This is a genomic window from Kribbella sp. NPDC002412 (genome assembly GCF_053592935.1).
Genome location: NZ_JBSFBL010000003.1, coordinates 21,527 through 42,501 on the forward strand (window position 1 = coordinate 21,527; position 20,975 = coordinate 42,501).

General features: G+C 69.7%; 18 protein-coding genes. 9 read left to right on the top strand and 9 right to left on the bottom strand.

The window, feature by feature from the left end; genetic code table 11:
* Window positions 1-26: 26 nt before the first annotated feature.
* Entirely contained in the window at window positions 27-4,130 is a 4,104-nt protein-coding gene (locus tag ACWCOV_RS03255; protein WP_449827586.1) for a S8 family serine peptidase, read from the bottom strand.
* 288 nt (window positions 4,131-4,418) lie between these two features.
* Between ACWCOV_RS03255 and ACWCOV_RS03260 the strand changes: the two genes are divergently transcribed.
* Genes ACWCOV_RS03260 through ACWCOV_RS03270 form a run of 3 tightly spaced genes read left to right on the top strand, consistent with a single transcriptional unit; the run spans window position 4,419 to window position 7,115 of the window.
* Window positions 4,419-5,318: a hypothetical protein gene (locus ACWCOV_RS03260; RefSeq protein WP_449827587.1), complete on the top strand. Its 900-nt coding sequence runs from the start codon at window positions 4,419-4,421 to the stop codon at window positions 5,316-5,318.
* Between the two features lie 11 nt (window positions 5,319-5,329).
* Window positions 5,330-6,202, top strand: coding sequence for a hypothetical protein (locus ACWCOV_RS03265; protein WP_449827588.1), 873 nt, complete (start codon window positions 5,330-5,332; stop codon window positions 6,200-6,202).
* Between the two features lie 10 nt (window positions 6,203-6,212).
* Window positions 6,213-7,115 carry a hypothetical protein gene (locus tag ACWCOV_RS03270; RefSeq protein ID WP_449827589.1) on the top strand — a complete coding sequence of 301 codons (903 nt, stop codon included), beginning with the start codon at window positions 6,213-6,215 and terminating at the stop codon, window positions 7,113-7,115.
* A gap of 42 nt (window positions 7,116-7,157) precedes the next feature.
* Here the strand turns inward: ACWCOV_RS03270 and ACWCOV_RS03275 are convergent, their stop codons facing one another.
* Window positions 7,158-8,537 carry an NAD(P)H-quinone dehydrogenase gene (locus tag ACWCOV_RS03275; RefSeq protein WP_449827590.1) on the bottom strand — a complete coding sequence of 460 codons (1,380 nt, stop codon included), beginning with the start codon at window positions 8,535-8,537 and terminating at the stop codon, window positions 7,158-7,160.
* A gap of 31 nt (window positions 8,538-8,568) precedes the next feature.
* Here ACWCOV_RS03275 and ACWCOV_RS03280 point away from each other — a divergent pair, with 31 nt between their 5' ends.
* Together ACWCOV_RS03280 and ACWCOV_RS03285 are read left to right on the top strand one after the other, a co-directional pair.
* On the top strand, window positions 8,569-9,030 hold the full coding sequence (locus ACWCOV_RS03280) for a gamma-glutamylcyclotransferase (protein WP_396356301.1): 462 nt from the start codon (window positions 8,569-8,571) through the stop codon (window positions 9,028-9,030).
* 93 nt (window positions 9,031-9,123) lie between these two features.
* Window positions 9,124-10,698 (top strand): phospho-sugar mutase, encoded by a 1,575-nt coding sequence (locus ACWCOV_RS03285; protein ID WP_449827785.1) that lies wholly within the window; start codon window positions 9,124-9,126, stop codon window positions 10,696-10,698.
* Between the two features lie 94 nt (window positions 10,699-10,792).
* Here ACWCOV_RS03285 and ACWCOV_RS03290 read toward each other — a convergent pair whose 3' ends face one another.
* From ACWCOV_RS03290 to ACWCOV_RS03305, 4 genes are all read right to left on the bottom strand, one after another.
* Complete coding sequence (locus ACWCOV_RS03290; protein ID WP_449827591.1) at window positions 10,793-11,242, bottom strand: hypothetical protein; 450 nt, start codon at window positions 11,240-11,242, stop codon at window positions 10,793-10,795.
* A 168-nt stretch (window positions 11,243-11,410) separates the two neighbouring features.
* Window positions 11,411-12,346 carry a neutral zinc metallopeptidase gene (locus ACWCOV_RS03295; RefSeq protein ID WP_449827592.1) on the bottom strand — a complete coding sequence of 312 codons (936 nt, stop codon included), beginning with the start codon at window positions 12,344-12,346 and terminating at the stop codon, window positions 11,411-11,413.
* A 110-nt stretch (window positions 12,347-12,456) separates the two neighbouring features.
* On the bottom strand, window positions 12,457-13,359 hold the full coding sequence (locus ACWCOV_RS03300; RefSeq protein WP_449827593.1) for an alpha/beta hydrolase: 903 nt from the start codon (window positions 13,357-13,359) through the stop codon (window positions 12,457-12,459).
* A 17-nt stretch (window positions 13,360-13,376) separates the two neighbouring features.
* A complete protein-coding gene (locus tag ACWCOV_RS03305; protein WP_449827594.1) occupies window positions 13,377-13,937 on the bottom strand; it encodes a PH domain-containing protein in 561 nt (186 codons plus the stop codon).
* A gap of 79 nt (window positions 13,938-14,016) precedes the next feature.
* Between ACWCOV_RS03305 and deoC the strand changes: the two genes are divergently transcribed.
* Genes deoC through ACWCOV_RS03325 form a run of 4 tightly spaced genes read left to right on the top strand, consistent with a single transcriptional unit; the run spans window position 14,017 to window position 18,289 of the window.
* Window positions 14,017-14,973, top strand: a complete 957-nt coding sequence (gene deoC / locus ACWCOV_RS03310) for a deoxyribose-phosphate aldolase (RefSeq protein WP_449827595.1) — start codon at window positions 14,017-14,019, stop codon at window positions 14,971-14,973.
* A gap of 3 nt (window positions 14,974-14,976) precedes the next feature.
* A complete protein-coding gene (locus ACWCOV_RS03315) occupies window positions 14,977-16,413 on the top strand; it encodes an aldehyde dehydrogenase family protein (protein WP_449827596.1) in 1,437 nt (478 codons plus the stop codon).
* Entirely contained in the window at window positions 16,403-17,278 is an 876-nt protein-coding gene (locus ACWCOV_RS03320) for an aldehyde dehydrogenase family protein (protein WP_449827597.1), read from the top strand. Before ACWCOV_RS03315 ends, ACWCOV_RS03320 begins: the two co-directional genes overlap by 11 nt.
* Window positions 17,279-18,289, top strand: coding sequence for a S66 family peptidase (locus ACWCOV_RS03325; protein WP_449827598.1), 1,011 nt, complete (start codon window positions 17,279-17,281; stop codon window positions 18,287-18,289). It abuts the gene before it with no gap.
* Here ACWCOV_RS03325 and ACWCOV_RS03330 read toward each other — a convergent pair.
* From ACWCOV_RS03330 to ACWCOV_RS03340, 3 genes are read right to left on the bottom strand one after another with little or no spacing between them, the layout of a single operon-like run.
* On the bottom strand, window positions 18,286-19,191 hold the full coding sequence (locus ACWCOV_RS03330; protein WP_449827599.1) for a hypothetical protein: 906 nt from the start codon (window positions 19,189-19,191) through the stop codon (window positions 18,286-18,288). The two genes, ACWCOV_RS03325 and ACWCOV_RS03330, sit on opposite strands and share 4 nt — an antisense overlap.
* Before the next feature lie 54 nt (window positions 19,192-19,245).
* A complete protein-coding gene (locus tag ACWCOV_RS03335; RefSeq protein WP_449827600.1) occupies window positions 19,246-19,866 on the bottom strand; it encodes a hypothetical protein in 621 nt (206 codons plus the stop codon).
* A 44-nt stretch (window positions 19,867-19,910) separates the two neighbouring features.
* Window positions 19,911-20,933, bottom strand: a complete 1,023-nt coding sequence (locus ACWCOV_RS03340) for a serine/threonine-protein kinase (RefSeq protein ID WP_449827601.1) — start codon at window positions 20,931-20,933, stop codon at window positions 19,911-19,913.
* Window positions 20,934-20,975 lie beyond the last annotated feature (42 nt).

A 20,975-nucleotide genomic window follows, 5' to 3' on the forward strand; every position in this document is an offset into this window, starting at 1 on the left:
ACGGTCCCCGCCGTAAAAGTTGCGAGCTACCTGGTGATCTTGATCGGGACCGACAGCGCCGACGGCGCCGTGGCCGGCCCGAGCAGGAGCTCACCGTTGTAGGTCTGGCCCGGTGTCATCGCCTTGTCGTAGTCGACGTGCAGGGTGACCTGGGTCCCGGCCGGGACCGGACCGGTGGGCAGGCCGCTCACCGTCAGGTCGTTGCCCTGGATCGCGTTGACGTTCAGCGTGAAGGACGGCGTGCCGGCGACCGCGAAGCCGTGCACCCAGATCTGGTAGTTGCCGTCCGGCGGGTTGACCAGGTCGACCGCCTCGTTCGCGGTGCCGCCGGCCGACGAGGCGACGATCTCGGACGAGGAGAAGACGCCGTCGTTGTTGGCGTCCCGGACCACGTACAGGTCCAGGTCGTTGCCGTCGAGCGCCGTACTCACGCTGAGCCGGGACGCGTGCGACAGCGTGAGGTTCCGCTTCACGCTCGCCGTCGCCGGGTCGTTCGGGTCGTCCTGGTGCGCCACCTCGGTCGTCGTACTCGGCTGGCTGAGACCGAACGCGGCCGCCTTCAGCCCGTCCAGCGGGACGCTCGACTCGAACTTCACGTCGAACCCACCGGTGTTCCCGGTCGCCGTCTGGACGACGGACGACGGGCTGACGGACGCACTGCCCAACTGCACCTTGAACGGCGTGCTGAACTTGTCTCCCTGCCAGCTGACCTGGTGCAACGCGACCGCCTGCAGGCCTTCCTGCGCCGGCGCGGTCACCACGTCGGCCGGACCACCGGTCGCCGTGTCGAACCGCCAGACACCCGCCCGCACGTTGGTGTTCGGGCTCTTCCCGACCGTGTCGAGGGTGTACGGCGCACCGAACACCGAGTCGGGCTCGAGCTGGAAGTGGTTCACCGACCGGCCCATGATCAACGTGTCGAGGTCGGTGTAAGGACCGGAGTCCTGCCAACTCGTGTTGGCCAGGAACTTGGTGCCTTCGGCCGGTGTCTTCGGCACGTCGAGGTAGAAGAACCGCCAGTCACCGGACTCGGCCCGCCACGTCCAGTCGTTCGCACCGAACACCGACCCGTTGTTGTAGGTGTAGTTCTGCTGCGCCTTTGCGACATCGTCGCCGCCGAAGGTGATCGCGCCGGTGATCTTGCCGCTCGCGTCCTGCGCCGCCTTGGCCGCGACCGCCACCGAAACCGGCACCACCATCGAGTCCGAGCCGCGGGTGAGCACGACGGCGCCGGAGTACATCCCGTACGGCGTCTTGCCGGGCACCTTGATCGACGCGGTGAACGAGCCCTTCGCGACCTTCGGGGTGCTGACCCACTTCCAGTCGCTGTTCTGGTACCAGTCGATCGAGATCTTGAAGCCGGTGACCGGGATCGAGGTGTTCCTGGCGGAGTGCTGCAGGCCGAGGAACAGGCCGTTCGCCATCCGCTTCGCCGGGTCGGCGACGTACGACTGCAGCGCGTTCGCCCCGGCCCGGTGGTACATGAACCGGCTGTACTCGCCCTGCTGCATCTCCGACTTGGCGAAGTCGAGGTCGAGGAAACCGTCGATGTTCGAGCTGGTCGTCTTGTCGGTGTGGTTGACGACCCCGTTGTGGTCCTTGTCGGTCCACAGCTTGCCGTCGTGGTTCACGTCGGTCCAGTTGTAGGTGAGCAGCCGCCAGCCCTGGTCCTCGGTGAGGTTGTCGTCACCGTCGAACTGCGACCGCGGGTACTCGAGCTTGACCACCATCAGGTCCGCGTCCTGATGCTGCTTGACCTTCTTGGTCAGGTCGATCAGGTAGTCGGGCGCGTTGAAGTTGGACGTGCTCTCCTTGCTCAGGTCCTTGCTGCTGAAAGAGAACGTGTCGCTCGCGGTCCGGACCAGCTGCCGGTCGCTGACCTGCCAGACACCAGGACCCTGGACGGTGAACTTCTGCGTGTCCGAGGCGCCCGGCGAGATGACGTTCGCGAACACCGGGTACTCGGTCCCGCGGTAGTCGCCGACCCGCCATTGCGACGGCGTGACGACAGCACGCTTGCCGCCCGCGCTCGCCACCGCCTTGCCGACGTCGATCGAGCCCGAGCCCTGGACGTTGGCGTCGTACCCGAGGTCCTTGGCGGACGACTTCAGGATGTCCTTCGCGGTCGAGTAGAAACCGGCCGGAACCCTGCCGCCGTTGGCCTTCTCGTAGGCCTGGTAGACCAGTGCGGTCGCACCGGCCGCGACCGGGGTGGACCGGCTGGTGCCGCCCCAGGTGACCCACGCGTTCCGGCCGTCGAGGACGGTGTTGAGGGTCGCGTCACCGGGTGCGTAGGCGCCGTCGGCAACGACGTCGACGCCGTTCGTGGCGTTCGCGCCGAAGCCACGGTTCGACCACACCATCACGTCGTTGTCGGTGATCTGGCTGGTCCGCACGATCGAGTCCCAGCCGGTCCCGCCGAACTGGGTCGACGCGCCGACCTCGATACCCGCGGTCGGCGCCGCGGAGCCCGTCGTACCGAAACCTGGTGCGCCGTTGCCGGTGGAGAACAACGGGGTCGTCTTGTAGCCGTCGTGGATCACGTCGGCTTCCTGGCTGGCCGCGTCCCAGCCGTCGTTGTCGACGGTGGACTGCCCGTAGGAGTTCGACGTGACGTCGACGCCCTGCCGGGTGGACAGCAGGTACCCGAACTGGGTGGAGAAGTCGAAGCCGAGGTAGATGTCGCCGAACGGCGCCAGCTTGGCATGCGGGGCACCACCCAGTACGGCGCCCGCGTACTTGCCACCCGGGATGTCCTTGAACGTCGGGGCCTTCCCGTTGATGACGGCCTGGCCGACGATGTTCGACGCGGTCAGCGTGCCGTGACCCTCGATCGACGGGTCGAAGTCACCCGTCCAGGCCAGCAGCTGACCCGAGCCGTACGACGTGTCGTCGACGCCGAACGCGTCCAGACCACCGGGGATCGGGGTCTTGCCGTCGGAGATGTAGTAGAGCAGGCCGCCGGACAGGTCCGTGTAGCCGTCGCCGTTCATGTCCCGGTACGACGCCGGGGAGGTCTTGGTGACCGGCTTCTCGTCGGCGAACGAGTGGTCGTCGTCGAGGTCGACGTACACGGTGTCGTAGACGCCGGCCGTGTGCGGGTCGGTGACCAGGAACGCGGGCCGCTCGCCGTACAGCTGGAGCAGGTGGTCGTCCGGGTGGCTGCCGAGCAGCACCTTGCCGGACTTGCTCCACGTCGACGGGAAGCCGTAGGTGTGCTGGTTGGTGCCGTCCGGGGCGCTGAAGTTGCGCGACGGACCGGTCTTGGTGGCGAAGTCGACGCTGCAGGTGGTCCCGCTCGTCGTGCAGGTCGCCGCGGTGGTCTTGGTGTACCAGGACAGGCCCTGGTCGATCTGGGCCGGCGCGGCCAGCCACTGGAGGGTGCCGTACGGGTCGAAGGCCTTCGGCCAGCCGTTCCAGCCGGACTTCGCGCCGGTCTGGCCGGTCCACGTCTGCCAGGTGTTCAGCAGGTCCGGGTGGCCGAAGTCGGTGCCGCCGTCGAGGACGCCGACGGTCACGCCCTGGCCGGTGAAGCCGGCGTTCCAGGCGCCGGTGAAGTTGTGCGACTTGGCGTCCAGCATGTTCTGGTGCTTCAGCTTGTCGAAGTTCGACTTCCGCAGCGGCGGGGCCTGGTCGTACGGCACCTCGTCGGACTTGATCTTCGCGACCGCGGCCTGCTGCTCGGCCTTCGTCGGCGCCTGGTGCAGGTCGGGGTCCGGGTCGTTCAGCGGCTGACCGGTCTTGCCAAGCTCGACCGGCTGGATCGACACGACCCCCGGTACGGCGGCCAGCTTCGGCAGCGCCTGGACCGGGATCGAGCCCAGCACGATGCCGGTGTCCCCGGACTTCGCGACGCGCGCGTTGCCGAGCACCTCACGCGCTTGCGTGGTGTCGCCCTGGACGGTCGCGAACACCGCGACCGGCGCGGTCTCACCCTTCTTGACCTTGGTCTCCAGCTTGGGGTCGAGCTTGCCGAGCACCGCGTCGACCGCGGTCGTCACCTGCGTGCTGCCGGGCGTCGGCGGCGGGTCCTCACCGCTCGCGGCCTGGACCGGCGCCGGCCTCAGCGTCGCGACGATCAAGGTGGTCAGGGCAACGAACGCAGCTCCGTGCGACAGGCGTCGTCTCATGCTTCCCCTCCGGAGTGGGCGGCCCCCCGCGACCGCGTTGAACAGACGGAGAGTAAGTCGCCGCGACGCCCGGTGGTAGCGACTTCGCCGACCGTTTTCGGACCCCGGCATTTGTTTGCCGCGAGCAACGATAACTATTAGTCACCAATATAAATCGCCGGCCCGATTTCTCCCCGGAACGACGCCCAGGAACCTGGTCACACGCCGTGTTCACGCCCCGATCTACGCAGGTGCAGGTTTTCCCGTGTCTTCCGCAACTTTTCCGGAGCCGCCCGTATCAAGTCGGATATGACCCTCACACGAACTCTCGCAGCCGCGGCATGCGCCGTGCTGCTGGGCAGCTTGGCCACCGGCTCCGCGGGTACGGCGGCCGTCGCGGCGCCGGCCGCGGCCTGCACTATGACGGTCGGCTCGATCACGAGTGGCGGCGATATCGGGTACTCGGACGTCACGGCCTCGGCGCCGGTGACCGCCCGGCAAGGGACCGGCGTGCACATCTTCACGCCGGGCATCGCGAAGATGAGCTCGACCTGGACCCGCAACGTCGGTGAGCCGGACGGGCCGATGACCGCCGGCGAGGTCCTGCTCAACGACACGATCTACAGCGCGTGGTACGGGCCCGATCCGGATGGGCCGGTCGGCATCAGCCGGAGGGGTACGGGCTTCGGCACGTACATCGCGATGGAGCACACGTCGTACTGGACGTCCGGCGCCCGGGTCGCGGACTACCGGCTGCGTGGCGACGGCGTGCTGTACCGCTGGGCGTACATCCCCGGGGACCCGCACAACGGGTCCGTCGTCAGTCGCTACACCGGCTTCTCGGCGGTGAAGACGATGGCGCTGATCAGCGAGACCGCGACGTACGACACCTTCCTGGCCAACACCCACGGCGGCGCGCTCTACACCATCCGCATCCCGCGCGACGCCGCTCTGAAGCCGGTCGTGAAGAAGGTCCGCACGTCGACGTGGGGCGCCTTCGACGCGCTCGTCGCGGAGAAGTGCGGCGCGCAGAGCACGCTGCTCACCGCCATCGACAAGGACACCGGCTCCGCCTACCTGTACGCGGTCAGCCACGCCAACGGCGCCGCCACCGTCATCAACGGCCTCGGCAAGATCCCCGGCACCTACAAGGACCCCGTCTACTACCTCCGCACCTCCACGACCACCCCACCCCTCTTCGGCGAGTGAGGCACAACCACGTGAGCTTGAAACGAGCAGCCTCGGCGGCGGCGTCCGCCGTACTCCTGGCAGCCATGGCAACAGGACCGGCGGAGGCGGCGACCACCGCCGCGTGTGCGATGCAGGTCGGATCCATCAACGCCAACGGCGACCGTGCGCGCGCGACGGTCACGGCGTCGACGCCGCCGACGGCCGAGCAGCGCACAGGCCAACACCTGTTCGCCCCGGGTGCTGCCCGGCTGAGCACGACCTGGACCCACACGCTCCTGAATCCGGTCGGGTACTACGACTCGGCGTACGTCGTCCTGGGCTCGTCGCTGTATCAGGCGACCTACGGCGTGAACACCGACGGCAAGCCGATCAACACGGTGACCCGGGTCGGCGGCGGCTGGGGCAACTTCATCGCCGTCGAGGAGTCGTTCTCCTGGGGACCGGCGATCCGGTTCGCCAAGTACGGCCTGCGGAACGACGGCGTGCTGTTCCGCTGGACCGACGGCTTCAAGAAGGTCAGCTCGTACGGCGGCTTCAGCGCGGTGAAGACAATGGCGCTGATCAGCGAGACCGCGACGTACGACACCTTCCTGGCGACCACTCGCGGCGGCGCCCTCTACACGATCCGGATCCCCGTCGGAGCGGCGAAGCCGGTCGTCAAGCAGGTGCGCTCGTCGACCTGGCAGGGGTTCGAGCACCTGGTCGCGGAGAAGTGCGGCGCGCAAAGCACGCTGCTCACCGCGATCGACAAGGACACCGGATCGGCCTACCTGTACGCCGTTGGCCACGCCAGCGGCACCTCGACCGTGATCAAGGGTCTGGGCAAGGTGCCCGGCGCCTACAACGACCCCGTGTACAACCTCGACACCGCCGAAGGCAACGCGCCGCTGTTCGGCGAGTGAGGAGTTCGATATGCGCATAAAGGCTTTGGCCGCATCAGCCGTGCTGCTGGGGAGTGCGGCGACAGTTCCTGCGGGTGCGGCGGTCGCGGCGCCCACCGCAGCGTGTCAGCAGAAGGTGGGATCGATCACCAGCGCCGGTGCCGCGGTGAGCCGGAGCGTGCAGGCCGGCACACCGCCGACGGCGACCGGACCGAGCGAGCCGTCGCAGCTGTTCTCACCCGGGCTGGCTCGGGCGAGCACCAGCTGGTTCTGGTCGCTGAACGCACCACAGGGGATCACGTACTCCGGCACCGTCATCGCGGGCTCGGGCCTGTACAGCGCGAGCTACGGCGTGGACCGGGACGGGAAGCCGTTCCAGCAGACCGCTCGGGTCGCCGGTGGCTGGGGCAGCTTCACGGCCGTCGCGAACACCTTCTACACGCCGTACCTGGGCGGCCCGGTCGGCCACCGCTACCTCTACGGACTGCGGAACGACGGCGTCATCTTCCGCTGGCGGGCCGGCGACAACGGCGGCTGGCACCCGATCGGGTCGTTCCCCGGCTTCTCCGCAGTGAAGACGCTCACCGTGATCAGCGAGACGAAGACCTACGACACGTTCCTGGCGACCACCCGCGGCGGCGCCCTCTACACGATCCGCATCCCGACCACGAACTCGTCGACCCCGGTCGTCAAGGTGGTCCGGCGGTCGACGTGGGGCGCGTTCGAGTCCCTGGTCGCCGAGAAGTGCGGCACGCAGGGCACGCTGCTGACCGCGATCGACACCGACGGCGGCGCCGCCTACCTGTACGCCGTCGGCCACGCCAACGGCACCGCCACCGTCATCCAGGGCCTCGGCAAACTCCCCGGCACCTTCAACGACCCGGTCAACCACCGCCTCGCCCCCGACTCCGCAGACCCCCTCTTCGGCGAGTAACCCACACCTACGCGGCCCCGGCAACGCGCCTGGTTGCCGGGGTCAGCCGCGGAGGTGGAGTTGGCGGGCGGCTTCGGCGACGGAGCCGGAGACCGAGGGGTAGACGGTGAAGGAGGCGGCGACCTGGTCGACGGTCAGGCGGGCGGCGACGGCCAGGGAGATGGGGTGGATGAGCTCGCTGGCGCGGGGGGCGACGACGACGCCGCCGACGATGATGCCGGTGTTCGGGAGGCAGAAGAGCTTCACGAAACCGTCCCGGACGCCCTGCATCTTGGCCCGGGCGTTGTCGGCCAGCGGGACCTTCACGACGGTCGCCGTACTGCCGCCGGCGTCGACGGCCGCCTGGGACACGCCGACGGTGGCGATCTCCGGGGCGGTGAATACGTTGGCGGAGACGGTCGACTGGTCCAGCGGGCTGACCGCGTCGCCGAGCGCGTGCGCCATCGCGATCCGGCCCTGCATGGCGGCGACCGAGGCGAGCATCAGGACGCCGGTGCAGTCGCCGGCCGCGTAGACGCCGCGGGCCGTGGTCCGGGAGACCCGGTCGACCGTGACGAAGCCGCCGTCGCCCAGCGACACGCCCGACTCGACCAATCCCATGTCATCGGTGTTCGGCAGTGATCCGACCGCGAGCAGCGCGTGCGATCCCTCGACCGTGCGGCCGTCGGTCAGCGTCACCACGACCCCGTCGCCCTGCCGCTTGACGGACTCGGCGCGGGACTTGCCCAGCACGGTCAGCCCACGCCGCTTGAACACGTCCTCCAGTACGGCGGCCGCGTCCGCGTCCTCGCCGGGCAGCACCCGGTCCCGCGACGACACCAGGACGACGTCGCTGCCCAGGGCGTCGTACGCGCTGGCGAACTCGGCGCCGGTGACACCGGACCCGACCACGATCAGCCGCTCGGGCAGCTCGTCGAGCTCGTAGACCTGCTCCCAGGTCAGGATCCGCTCGCCGTCCGGCTCCGAGCCCTTGAGGATCCGCGGCCGCGCCCCGGTGGCGATCAGCACGACGTCGGCGTCCAGCCGCTCGTCGCCGGCGACCACGGTCTCCGGCCCGTCCAGCCGGCCGCGACCCTGAATGATCCTCACCTTGTCCCGGTCGAGCCGCCGGGTGATGCCGTCGGACTGCGCGGCAGCCAGCCGCTTGACCCGTTCGTTGACGACGGAGAGCTCGACACGCACGGCGTTCGCGGGATCGTCGTCGCCGTCCTCGAGCCGGACGCCGAGCCGGCCGGCCTCCTCGACCTCGGTCATCACCTCGGCCGTCGCTATCAGCGTCTTGCTCGGAACGCAGTCGGTGAGCACCGCGGACCCGCCGATTCCGTCGGAATCGACGACCGTCACCTCCGCCCCTAGCTGGGCGGCCGCACTCGCCGCTTCGTACCCGCCGGGACCGCCTCCGATGATCACAACTCGCGCCACGGGAGGCCATTCTTCCGTATCCTGTGTCGTCGTGACCCTGTACGCCGCGTTTGCGTCGAATCTGGACCCGAACCTGATGGCCGAGCGGTGCCCGTACTCGCCCCTGCGCGGGACCGGGTGGATCACCGGCTGGCGGCTCACCTTCGGCGGTGAGGAGCTCGGCTGGGAGGGCGCCATGGCCACCGTGGTCGAGGACCCCGCCGACCCGGCCAACCAGGTCTTCGTCGCGCTCTACGACATCCACCCCAAGGACGTCGAGCGGCTGGACGAGTGGGAGTGGATCGACCAGGGCGTCTACCGCAAGATCCAGGTCCGGGTGCAGACCCTGGACGGCGAGCAACTGGCCTGGATGTACGTCCTGAACGCCTACGAGGGCGGTCTGCCCTCGGCCCGTTACCTCGGCATCCTCGCCGAGGCCGCCGAGGCGGCCGGCGCGCCCGACGACTACGTGGCGGACCTCCGCGCCCGGCCCTGCCAGTCATCCGGGCACTAGCAGCGGTACGCCGGTTATCGTGCGGAGGTGACCGTCAACGATGACCTCCAGCGAGCCGCCGAAGCCTGGCTGAGCGAAGACCCCGACCCCGACATGCGCGCCGAGCTCCGGGCCCTGCTCGACGCCGGCGACGAAGCCGAGCTGGCCGACCGCTTCGCCGGCACCCTCGAGTTCGGCACGGCGGGACTCCGCGGAGCCGTCGCCGCCGGGCCGAACCGGATGAACCGGGTCGTGGTCATCCGCGCCGCCGCCGGCCTCTGCGCCTACCTGAAGGCCAAGGGCCTGACCGGCGGCCCGGTCCTGATCGGGTACGACGCCCGGCACAAGTCCGACGTTTTCGCGCAGGACACCGCCGCCGTGGTCCGCGGCGCCGGCCTGGACGCCGTGCTGCTGGACCGGCCGGCCCCGACGCCCGTGGTCGCCTTCGGGATCCGGCACCTGAACGCCGTGGCCGGGGTGGTCGTCACCGCGTCGCACAATCCGCCGCAGGACAACGGCTACAAGGTCTACCTGGGTGACGGGTCGCAGATCGTGCCGCCCGCGGACGCGGAGATCGCAGCCGCCATCGCCGCGGTCGGCCCGCTGGACTCGGTGCCGCGCGGCGACGACTGGCAGACCACCGGCGACAAGCTGATCAACGCCTACCTGGACCGGATCGCCGAGCTGGTGCCGGCGGACGCGCCACGCGAGCTGGACGTGGCCTACACGCCGCTGCACGGCGTCGGCCGCTCGCTGGTCGAGGACGCTGTGGTCCGGGCCGGGTTCGCCGTACCGTCGGTGGTGGCGTCGCAGGCGGATCCGGATCCGGACTTCCCGACCGTGTCCTTCCCGAACCCGGAGGAGCCGGGCGCGATCGACGCGGCGCTGGAGCTGGCCCGGTCGATGGACGCGGACATCGCGGTCGCGAACGACCCGGACGCGGACCGGTGCGCGGTCGCCGTACCGGACGCCGGGGCCGCGGGTGGCTGGCGGATGCTGCGCGGGGACGAGCTGGGCGGGCTGCTCGGCGAGTTCCTGCTGTCGTCCCGGCCCGACGGCGTGGCGGCGTGCTCGATCGTGTCGTCCTCGCTGCTCGGCAAGATCGCGGCCTCGCACGGCGTCGAGTACGTCGAGACGCTCACCGGCTTCAAGTGGATCGGTCGGGTGCCGGGGCTGGTCTTCGGCTACGAGGAGGCGCTCGGGTACTGCGTCGACCCGGTGGCGGTGAAGGACAAGGACGGCGTGTCGACGCTGGTCCGGGTGCTGCAACTGGCGGCCCGGGCGAAATCCGAGGGACGCACGCTGCTGGATCTCCTCGACGACCTGGCGGTGAAGCACGGCCTGCACGCCACCGACCAGCTGTCAGTGCGGGTGGAGGACCTGTCGCTGATCACGACCGCGATGGAGCGGTTGCGGGCCACTCCCCCGACGTCGCTGGGCAGTCACACGGTCGAGCGGGTGGACGACCTCAGCACGGGCTCCGAAACCCTGCCGCCGACCGACGGCCTGCGCTACACGCTCTCCGAGGGCGCCCGGGTGGTGGTTCGCCCGTCCGGCACCGAGCCGAAGCTCAAGTGCTACCTGGAGGTCGTCATCCCGGTCACCTCGGACGTGGCAGCGGCCCGCGAGCAAGCCGCAGCGGACCTGGCCGGGGTCAAGCAGTCCTTGTCGACAGCGCTGGGCCTGTAGAACGCGCGAAACGTCAGCCGCTCGACCATCCAGGGTCAGCGGCTGACGTTCGACGTACCGGGAGCACCTGGCGGGTGGCTCCCCGGGACGGAGATCAGCGAGCGGCGGCCGCGGCTTCGGCCTCTTCGGCGCGGAGCGACGCCTGCAGCGACGAGTGCAGGATGCGCAGCGTGCTGGTCGACTGCATCAGCGCGTCGCGCTCGTCCGGGTTCCGGTTCGCCAGGCTGGAGATCTCGGCGATGCTCGCGTCGATCCGGGCGATCCGGTCCGCGACCGAGCCCTCCTGGCTGCTGGCCCGGCGGATCGCCTCGGACGTGACCGTCCAGACGTCTTCCTTGTCGTTCGTCCGCCGCGACATGTCGACCATCTGGCTCAGCGCCGCGAGGTCGTGGTCGACCTGGGTCCGCTCCACCGGCACGGTGATCCCCGCGGTCGCCTGACGCAGCCGGGTCACGTGACCGGACAGCTCGGACCAGCTGCACCTGCCGCTCTTGATCTTGTCCAGCACCTTGGCGTACTCGGTGTTGAACTCGTCGTAGTTCACTGTCCTTGACTCCTGCCGTGAGACTGCTCGACTCAGAACTGTAAGGCGTGCGGGCCCGAAACAAGTAACCACACGATCGCAGATCGTGCACGTGTCGGCAAAACGCAACGGCCGCCCGGTACGCCAACGCGTACCAGGCGGCCGAGTTACGTTAGAACGTCCAGCGGGTCAGGCGACGTACGTCGACGACGCGTTGAAGGTGTTGCAGTTGCCCGCGACGGTGTAGGTGTGCTTCGCGTTGAAGCCGGCGGTCGACCAGAACGCGTGGTTCTTCGGCGAGCCGTGGTCGCGGACGCCGCCCGGCTGGTCGCCCATGTGGCTGATCAGGTAGTTGTACTGCGTCAGCAGGCCACCGGCCATCGGGTAGTACCGCTTGTTCGCGCCGACGTAGGCCGCGCCCAGGCAGGACGCCTGCAGCTCACGGCGACGGCTCTCCTCGAGCCGTGCGGCGTTGGTGGTGAACGCCCGCTGACGCGTCCAGGACGCGTTCAGGATGCCGGTCAGGAACTGGACGTGGTGACCGTACTCGTGCGACATCATCTGGGTCAGCCACGCCCGCGCGTAGGTCGGGTTCTGGCCCCAGGTCTTCATGATGTAGGCGGCCGGGATGTAGATGACACCACCACGCCCGCTGCAGTAGTAGCCGGTGGTGTTGTTGACGGTCCCGCAGTCGGTGGCGATCTTGGTGCCGCTGTGGACGGACAGCTTCGGCTTCACCTTGTACGCCGCGCCGGCGGCCTTCAGCGGGACGGCCCAGGCCGCGTACATGCACGTCCAGAGCTGGGTGGCGTAGGACGCCACGCCCGCCTGGGTGCGCAGCGAGACGTTGACCTCCCGGCACTTCGACGGCGTGATCGCCGGAGTGCTGTAGAGCCGGTTGTAGCGGACGATGTTCGTCGGCGACGACGCCATGGTCGTCAGGCCTTCGCCCGCCGGCGGGGTGCCGACCACCTGGTTCGGGGTCTCGGCCGGCTGCGGCAGGACCGGGTAGGGCGGGTTCGCGGCCGGGACGGCCTGCGCGTTCGGGAGTGCGAAGGCTGCGAGGGCGGTGACGGCGGCGACGCCGGTCAGACCACGCAGGGTGTTACGGGAGAGGTTGAGCATGATCTCCACTCTCGAGATTTAGGGACCTGTCGTGCACATCCTGGGGTGCGCAGGGGGCCATCCCAGGCTGAACACGGGCTCTGACGCCGCGAATCCACCCGGAGTTCCCGCTAATCGGCGACTCGGGTGCCGAGGAACCGCAGCTGGTCGGGGAGCATGCGACGCCAGTAGCCCGCGGTGTGCGCGCCCAGCTGGACGCCACCGGTTGCCCCGAGCTCGGTCCGCAGGTCCTCCGCGGCCTCGGCGAACGGGTCGTCCCGGCCACAGTCGATGCGCACGGCAACATCCCGGAACCCGCTCTTGCGGCCGAACACCTGGCTGGACTCGAAGTCGGCCGGGTCGTCGAACGCACCAGGCGTGGTGTCCTCGTAGCGACGCCAGAGCGCCGGGCTGAGGGCACCCACCGCGACCGCCCGGGTGGCCGGCCGGACCCGGCGCTGCCAGTAGTGCAGCGCGACCCACAGCAGCGCGCCGTACCCGCCCATCGACCAGCCGAGCAGGCCGTAGCGCGACGTGTCCAGGCCGAGTTTCGCCAGCAGGGGCAGGAATTCCTGGTCCAGCATGAACCCGGGATCCTCACCTCCGGCCCGGCGATGCCAGTAGGTGTCCCGCCCGCCGTCCACGGTCGCCAGCGCGAACGGCGGCGTACCGGCCTGGACGGCGGCCGTCAGGTAGCGGTCGATGCCGAGGTCGTTGACCGCCGACGTGTGGTCGCCGCCCCGCCCGTGCAGCACGAGTACGACGGGAAGCGCTGCGGACGGTCCGTAGCCGTCGGGGTAGATGACGCTGTAGCCGACCGTCGTACGGCGGCCGAACGACTCGAAGGTGCCCGACTCGACCGGCCCGCCGGGGACATCGGGTACGACGCCGTCCGGCCCGGTCAGCCCGAGGACGTCGTGCACGCGAGCGCGACCGGGGACGACACCGGTCTCCACCGCGGCGACGGCGGCGACTCCGGTGATCGTGGCGGCCACGCCGGTGCGGATCAGGGTGCGACGGGACAGCGACGGCATCGGCAGCCCCGCTTCGGTCAGCGGAGCAGGGCGGCCAGTACGGCGACGACCGCCAGCACAGCCACGATGGCCAGTTCGGGACGGGCCCAGGAGGTGACGATCTCGCCCTCGGCCTTCTTGCCGTACTGCTCCATGTGGGTCTCGATCCGCTCCACCACGAAGTCGGCCCGGGAGATCGAGCTGTCGTCGGACAGCTTCCGGCCGCCGACGCGCTGCTTGCGGAGGTCGCGCATGACGAGCTGGACGCCGGGCGCGCGGAAGCGGACGTCCCCGGTGTGCACGCGCAGGATGTCGGTGACGTCGACGCCGGTGACCTTGTTCCACGGGATCGTGTGGTCGCGCAGGTGGTTACGCAGCAGGACGTTCTCGGGGCTGAGGGTGACCGACGGCCGGACCAGGCCGACGTACGCGAGCATCATCAGCAGGCCGATCACGGCGGCCACCAGCAGGCCGGTGACGGTCCGCCACTCCACCATGATGTCGAGCAGCCCGGCCGCGCCGATCACCATCACGATCACCCCGGTGATCCGGTTCGACGTGGACAGGTACTGCTCGCGTTCCGACGGCTTCTGCTTCACCCGCACAACGTAACCAACGACCGGTCACCCACCCCACAGCGAGGCACGGATCGTGACCTGCAGGGCCTAGACTGCCGAGGTGACCACACTCGACAGCGGCGTCGACTCGTTGGCCGACGTGACCTCGTCCGAGGACCGGCTGCGCCGGTTCCTGCTCGGCCTGCCGGGCGTCGACCAGGTCGGCGCCGAGGCCAGGGCCGCCACGCTGAGCACCCGGTCGATCAAGACCACCGCCAAGGCGTACGCGCTGGACCTGGCGATCCGGATGATCGACCTGACCACGCTGGAGGGCCAGGACACCCCCGGCAAGGTCCGGGCGCTGTGCGCGAAGGCGCGCCGGCCCGACCCGGCCGACCCGAGCACCCCGCAGGTCGCCGCGGTCTGCGTCTACCCGGACCTGGTGGCGACGGCGAAGCGGGAGCTGCAGGGCTCGGGGATCAACGTGGCGAGTGTCGCAACCGCCTTCCCCAGCGGGCGTTCCAGCCTGGCGATCAAGGTCCAGGACACCAAGGACGCGGTGGCCGCGGGCGCCGACGAGGTCGACATGGTGATCGACCGCGGCGCCTTCCTCTCCGGGCGGTACGCGATGGTCTTCGACGAGATCACCGCGATCCGCGAGGCGGCCGGCGACGCGCACCTGAAGGTGATCCTGGAGACCGGTGAGCTGGTCACCTACGACAACGTCCGGCGGGCGTCCTGGCTGGCGATGCTGGCCGGCGCGGACTTCATCAAGACGTCAACCGGGAAGGTGTCGCCGGCGGCCACGCTGCCGGTGACGCTGGTGATGCTCGAGGCGGTCCGCGACTACCACGAGGCCACCGGCCTGCACATCGGCGTCAAGCCGGCCGGCGGGATCCGGACCGCGAAGGACGCGATCAAGTACCTGGTCACGGTCAACGAGACGGCCGGACCGGACTGGCTGGACCCGGAGCTGTTCCGCTTCGGCGCGTCCAGCCTGCTGAACGACCTGCTGATGCAACGCACCAAGCTGGCCACCGGGCACTACCCCGGCCCCGACTACTTCACGCTGGACTGAGGCATGAGCAGATTCGAGTACGCACCGGCTCCCGAGTCACGGGCCATCGTCGACATCAAGTCGTCGTACGGGCTCTTCGTCAACGGCCAGTTCGTCGAGGCGACGGACGGGAAGCCGTTCAAGACCGTCAGCCCGGCGTCGGAGGAGGTGCTCGCCGAGGTCAGCGAGGCCGGGCCGGCCGACGTCGACAAGGCGGTGAAGGCGGCCCGCAAGGCGTTCGAGAAGGTCTGGGGGCCGATGGCCGGCCGGGACCGGGCGAAGTACCTGTTCCGGATCGCCCGGCTGATCCAGGAGCGCTCCCGTGAGCTGGCTGTGCTGGAGTCGCTCGACAACGGCAAGCCGATCCGGGAGTCCCGCGACGTCGACATCCCGCTGGTGGCCGCGCACTTCTTCTACTACGCGGGCTGGGCCGACAAGCTCGAGTACGCCGGCGCCGGCGAGGACCCGCAGCCGCTGGGGGTCGCCGGCCAGGTGATCCCGTGGAACTTCCCGATGCTGATGCTGGCCTGGAAGATCGCGCCCGCGCTGGCGGCCGGCAACACCGTTGTGCTGAAGCCTGCTGAGACGACTCCGCTGACCGCGCTGGCGTTCGCGGAGATCTGCCAGCAGGCCGACCTGCCGCCGGGTGTGGTGAACATCGTCACCGGCGCCGGCCGCACCGGCCAGGCGCTGGTCGAGCACCCGGACGTCGACAAGGTCGCGTTCACCGGGTCGACCGAGGTCGGCCGCTCGATCGCCAAGGCGGTGGCCGGATCCGACAAGAAGGTCACGCTGGAGCTCGGCGGCAAGGCGGCGAACATCGTCTTCGAGGACGCGCCGATCGACCAGACCATCGAGGGCATCGTCAACGGCATCTTCTTCAACCAGGGCCACGTCTGCTGCGCGGGTTCGCGGCTGTTGGTCCAGGAGAGCGTGTACGACGAGGTGCTGGCCCGACTGAAGCGCCGGATGAGCACGCTGCGGGTCGGCGACCCGCTGGACAAGAACACCGACATCGGCGCGATCAACTCCTCGGCCCAGCTGGCCAAGATCCGCGAGCTGTCCCAGATCGGCGAGGACGAGGGTGCCGAGCGCTGGTCGCCGGAGTGCGAGCTGCCGGCCGAGGGCTACTGGTTCCCGCCCACCGTCTTCACCGGGGTCTCGCAGGCGCACCGGATCGCCCGCGAGGAGATCTTCGGCCCGGTGCTGTCGGTCCTGACCTTCCGGACCCCGGCCGAGGCGGTGGAGAAGGCGAACAACACCCCGTTCGGGCTGTCCGCCGGGATCTGGACCGACAAGGGCTCCCGGATCCTCTGGATGGCGAACCAGCTGCGCGCCGGCGTGGTCTGGGCGAACACGTTCAACCGCTTCGACCCGACCTCGCCGTTCGGCGGCTACAAGGAGTCGGGCTACGGCCGCGAGGGCGGTCGCCACGGTCTGGAGGCCTACCTTGCCCACTAAGGACAACCAGAGGCTGGCAGTGCGCAAGACCTACAAGCTGTACATCGGCGGTGCGTTCCCGCGCAGCGAGTCCGGCCGGTCGTACGTCGTCAACGACGCCAAAGGCCGGTTCCTCGCGAACGCGTCCCAGGCCTCCCGCAAGGACGCCCGGGACGCGGTCGTCGCGGCCCGCAAGGCGTTCGGCGGCTGGTCCGCCCGGACGGCGTACAACCGCGGCCAGGTGCTGTACCGGATCGCCGAGGTGATGGAAGGCCGGCACGACCAGTTCAGCTCCGAGGTCGCGGCGTCCGAGGGCCTGTCGGCGGCGAAGGCGCGCGCGGTGGTGGACGCCTCGATCGACCGCTGGGTCTGGTACGCCGGCTGGGCCGACAAGCTGGCCCAGGTGGTCGGCTCCAGCAACCCGGTGGCCGGCCCGTACTTCGACTTCTCGTTGCCTGAGGCAACCGGTGTGGTCGCGGTGCTGGCCCCGCAGGACTCCAGCCTGCTCGGGCTGACCAGCGTGATCGCGCCCGCGATCGTCTCCGGCAACACGGTCGTCGCGGTCTCGTCGTACGAGCGTCCGTTGCCGGCTGTCACGCTCGGCGAGGTGATGGCGACGTCCGACCTGCCGGGCGGCGTGGTCAACCTGCTGACCGGGTCCGCGTCGGAGATCGGCCCGTGGCTCGCGTCGCACCTGGACGTCAACGCGATCGACCTGTGCGGGATCGAGGACCCCGACGAGGCCCGGGACCTGGAGGCCGCCGCGGCGGAGAACCTCAAGCGGGTACGGCGTCCCGCCGAGGAGGACTGGTCGGAGTCTCCCGGGCTGTCCCGCCTCACGCAGTACCTGGAGCTGAAGACCGTCTGGCACCCGATCGGAGTCTGAATGGTCCAGCCAGGTGACCGGGTCGCGATCGTCTCGCCGTCCGGCGGGTTGCCGGAGATCTTCCCGGCGCCGTACGAGCTCGGGCTGGAGCGGTTGCGGTCCTGGGACCTCGAGCCGGTCGAGTACCCGACCACCCGCAAGCTCGGCACGACACCGCAGGAGCGGGCGGCCGACCTGCACGCGGCCTGGTCGGATCCGTCGATCCGCGCGGTGATCGCGACGATCGGCGGCAACGACCAGCTGACCGTGCTGAAGCATCTCGACCCCGAGGTGTTCCGCGCGGACCCGAAGCCGTTCTTCGGGTACAGCGACAACACGAACCTGCTCAACTTCCTGTACTTCCACGGGTTGCCCGCCTACCACGGCGGCAGCGTGATGGTGCAGTTCGGCCGCGGCGGCGCGATGCACCCGGACTCCGAACGCTCGCTGCGGTCCGCGCTGTTCACGCCGGGCGACTTCGACCTGACCCCGGCGACCGGCTGGACCGACCACGACCGTGACTGGGCGGACCCGTCGTTGCTGGAGACCGAGCCGGAGCTGTTCGACGGCACCGGGTGGACCTGGAGCGGCTCAGCGGCGGTCAGTGGGCGGTTGTGGGGCGGCTGCGTGGAGATCCTCGACTGGCAACTGGCCGCGAACCGGTGGATGCGACCGGTGGAGTCCTACGACGGCGTGCTGTTCCTGGAGACCAGCGAGGAGATGCCGACGGCGGATCAGGTCTACCGGATGCTCCGCAACTTCGGTGAACGCGGCCTGCTGGAGCGGTTCGACGCCGTCCTCTGGGCACGCCCGAAGTCCTGGGCGCTCGACCAGCAGACGACCCCGGCGGAGGCCGTCGGCTACGTCACCGGGCAGTATCTCGCGGTCGACCGCGCGCTCGCCGAGTACAACCCGTCCGCCGTCGTGGTGAAGGGCCTGGACATCGGCCACACCGACCCCCAACAAATCCTCCCGTACGGCGGCCGGATCAGCATCGATCCAGCCGCACAACGCATCACCGTGACGTACTAGTACCCCTCGGTCTCGCTGGTCGACGCGTTGCCGCCGATGGACGGCTTCAGGCCGATCTGCCAGCTCTGGTTGGCGCCGAACGGCTGGTCGAACTTCTGGAAGCTGCATGCCTTGGTGAACCGGCGGGTCGCGCCGTTCCAGCCGGACCCGGACTTGAAGTACACCTGGTAGCCGCCGCGGATCCCGTTGATGGTGGCCTGCCGGCCGGCCTGGACGTACGTCATCACCTGCGGCGAGCTGGGCTTGCCGCCGCTGACGATCGACACCGCGACGTCGGCGCTGCCGCCGTTGTCGACCCGCAGCCGGCCGGCGCCGCGGGCGCCGTTCCGGACGATCGTGGTCCCGTTCGCCGGCCGCTTCAGGACAGGTGCCGGAGGCAACTTCTTGGGCAGGAAGGTGCCTGCGCGCAGCCCCAGTTTCGCGAGCTGGTTCACGGCCGGCCGCAGCGTGGTCTCGAAGGTCCGCTGGATGTCTTGCACCGTGCCCGCGAGCCCGACGCACCTGGCATCGACGCCGCCGGCCATCGCCGCGTTCTGGGCGTCGAGCGCCCTCCGGAGCACGGTATGTGCGGCGGCTGCTTCCCGGGGCGGCTGGAGGACGAGAGCGGTCTGAGCCTCGGCCTTCACCACCCTCCGGAGGCTGTGGTAGGCGTCTTCGAGCGTGCTGTCGTCCCTGGCTGCGAACAGGGCCTGGTACGCGATCGACAGCCGCAGGTCCATCTGCGTCAGCTTCTTCTGGTACTCCACTTTCGGCGACACCGGAGCCGTCGACGCGGACGGCGTCGTACTCGTGCTCGTCGTACCTGGGCTGCTGCCCGACGTCGCCACTCGCTGCCCGCTCGACCCACAGCCGACCAGCAGCAGCGACCCGATGACCACACCCACCAGCCCACTCGTCCGCATCTGCGTTCCGCCCCTCTGTCGTTGGCCCGGACGCAGGCTAGCGGCGGGCCAGGGTCAGCGGACGACGGTTCGGGTCAGGGCCGGATTGGGGTCTGGGAAACACGCGACCGGGGCGGTGGTTGTGACGAACTTCCACTTGATCTTGGCTTGCAGGGTGAGGCCTGGATCGTCGTGGCTGGTGCCCTTGAGCTTGGTCTCGATGACCGCGCCGCGGCGACCGGATTTGAGCCGTACGGACAGCGACGGCAACTGGTAGCCGGCGCCGCCTGGGATCGGCCCGGCGACCTTGATGACGGCCACACCGCGTTCGAGGTGCAGGGTCGGCTTCGAGTTGAGCCCGGAGCCGCCGGTGAGCTTGGCGCTCACGTACGACGAGTTGGCCGGGATCGGCACCTGCAACGACAGGTCGCGGACCTCCTTCAGCTTGAACCCCTTCACCTCACCGGGCAGTGACCCCGGCTTGAGATCGACCGCGATCGTGAACCGGGTGTTCGGCGGCACCGTCGCCGGCGCCTTCGCGTCGACCCCCTGCCGCAACGACAGCAGATGCCGGCCGAACTTGGTGTCCGCGCGGCACGAGTAGCTGGCAGCCGGCGGAGCCGCCACAGCACCAGTCCCGACGACCAACGAAAGCACGGCAACCCCAAGAACCATGACACTGCGGCGAGTAGTCATATGACTACTCTAAGCAGTCAAACAGCAGCCGGGATCCCCTCGTCTCACCGTCCGAACAGGTACCAGCCGCCGACCCCGGCGAGGACGAACACGATCGGCAGGGTCAGCAGGAACAGGGCTCGGCCGCGGCGGCCTCGCCGTACTGGCGGGGCGTCAGTGGCGACTGTGGTCGGGAGATCGTCGTCGTCGCTGATGTGGGTGCGCTCCATCGCGCGCAGCGGCGCCTCCTGCTCGAGGCGGTAGGCCTCCGCCTCCAGCCGCTCGGCGAGGGTGTCGGCGCGCTCCCAGCGGTCGGTGACGTGGTACGCGAGCGCCCGGGACATGAGGTCGTCCAGCGGCCCGACCGCGTCGTGCAGCGTCGACCGCAGGCTCGGTGGCGGTAGGTCGGGGTCGCGGTTGAGCACGTCGCTGATCGAGCCGGCCGAGTACGGCGGATGCCCGGTGAGCAACGCGTACGTCACCGCGCCGACGGCGTAGATGTCCGCCCGCTCGTCGAACCCACCGTCACCCCGGCCCTGCTCAGGCGCCATGTACGACGGCGTCCCGACGGCCTGGGTCAGTCCGGAAGCCTCCGCGGCCCGCTTGGCCAGGCCGAGGTCGGCCAGCACGATCCGGTGAGTACCACCACCGGACTCATCACCCTGGTTGGGCCGGAGCAGCAGGTTCGCCGGGGTGACATCGCGGTGTACGACGCCCTCGCCGTGCAGCGCCGCGACCGCGCGAGCCAGGTCGGCGCCCCACCACAACGCCTCGGCCGGCTCCAGCGGCCCGAACCGCAGTACGTCGGCCAGCGTGCCACCGCCGATGTAGTCCATCACGAAGTACGGGCGGCCGTCGTCGAGCTTGCCGAGGTCGAACACCCGGACCACCCGGTCGCTGGCGATCCGGCGCATCAACCGCGCCTCGGACAGGAATCGCTCCCGCACGTCGGCGCGCGACGCCCAGTTGTCGGCAAGGACCTTGACGGCCACGTCCACGTCGAGGTCGTCGTCGTACCCACGCCAGACGGTCGCGAACGCGCCCGCGCCGATCTTGTCCTGCAGCCGGTACCTCCCGATGACATCCATCCGGGCTATTGTCGATCACAGCCGGGCCGTCAGGCGAACACC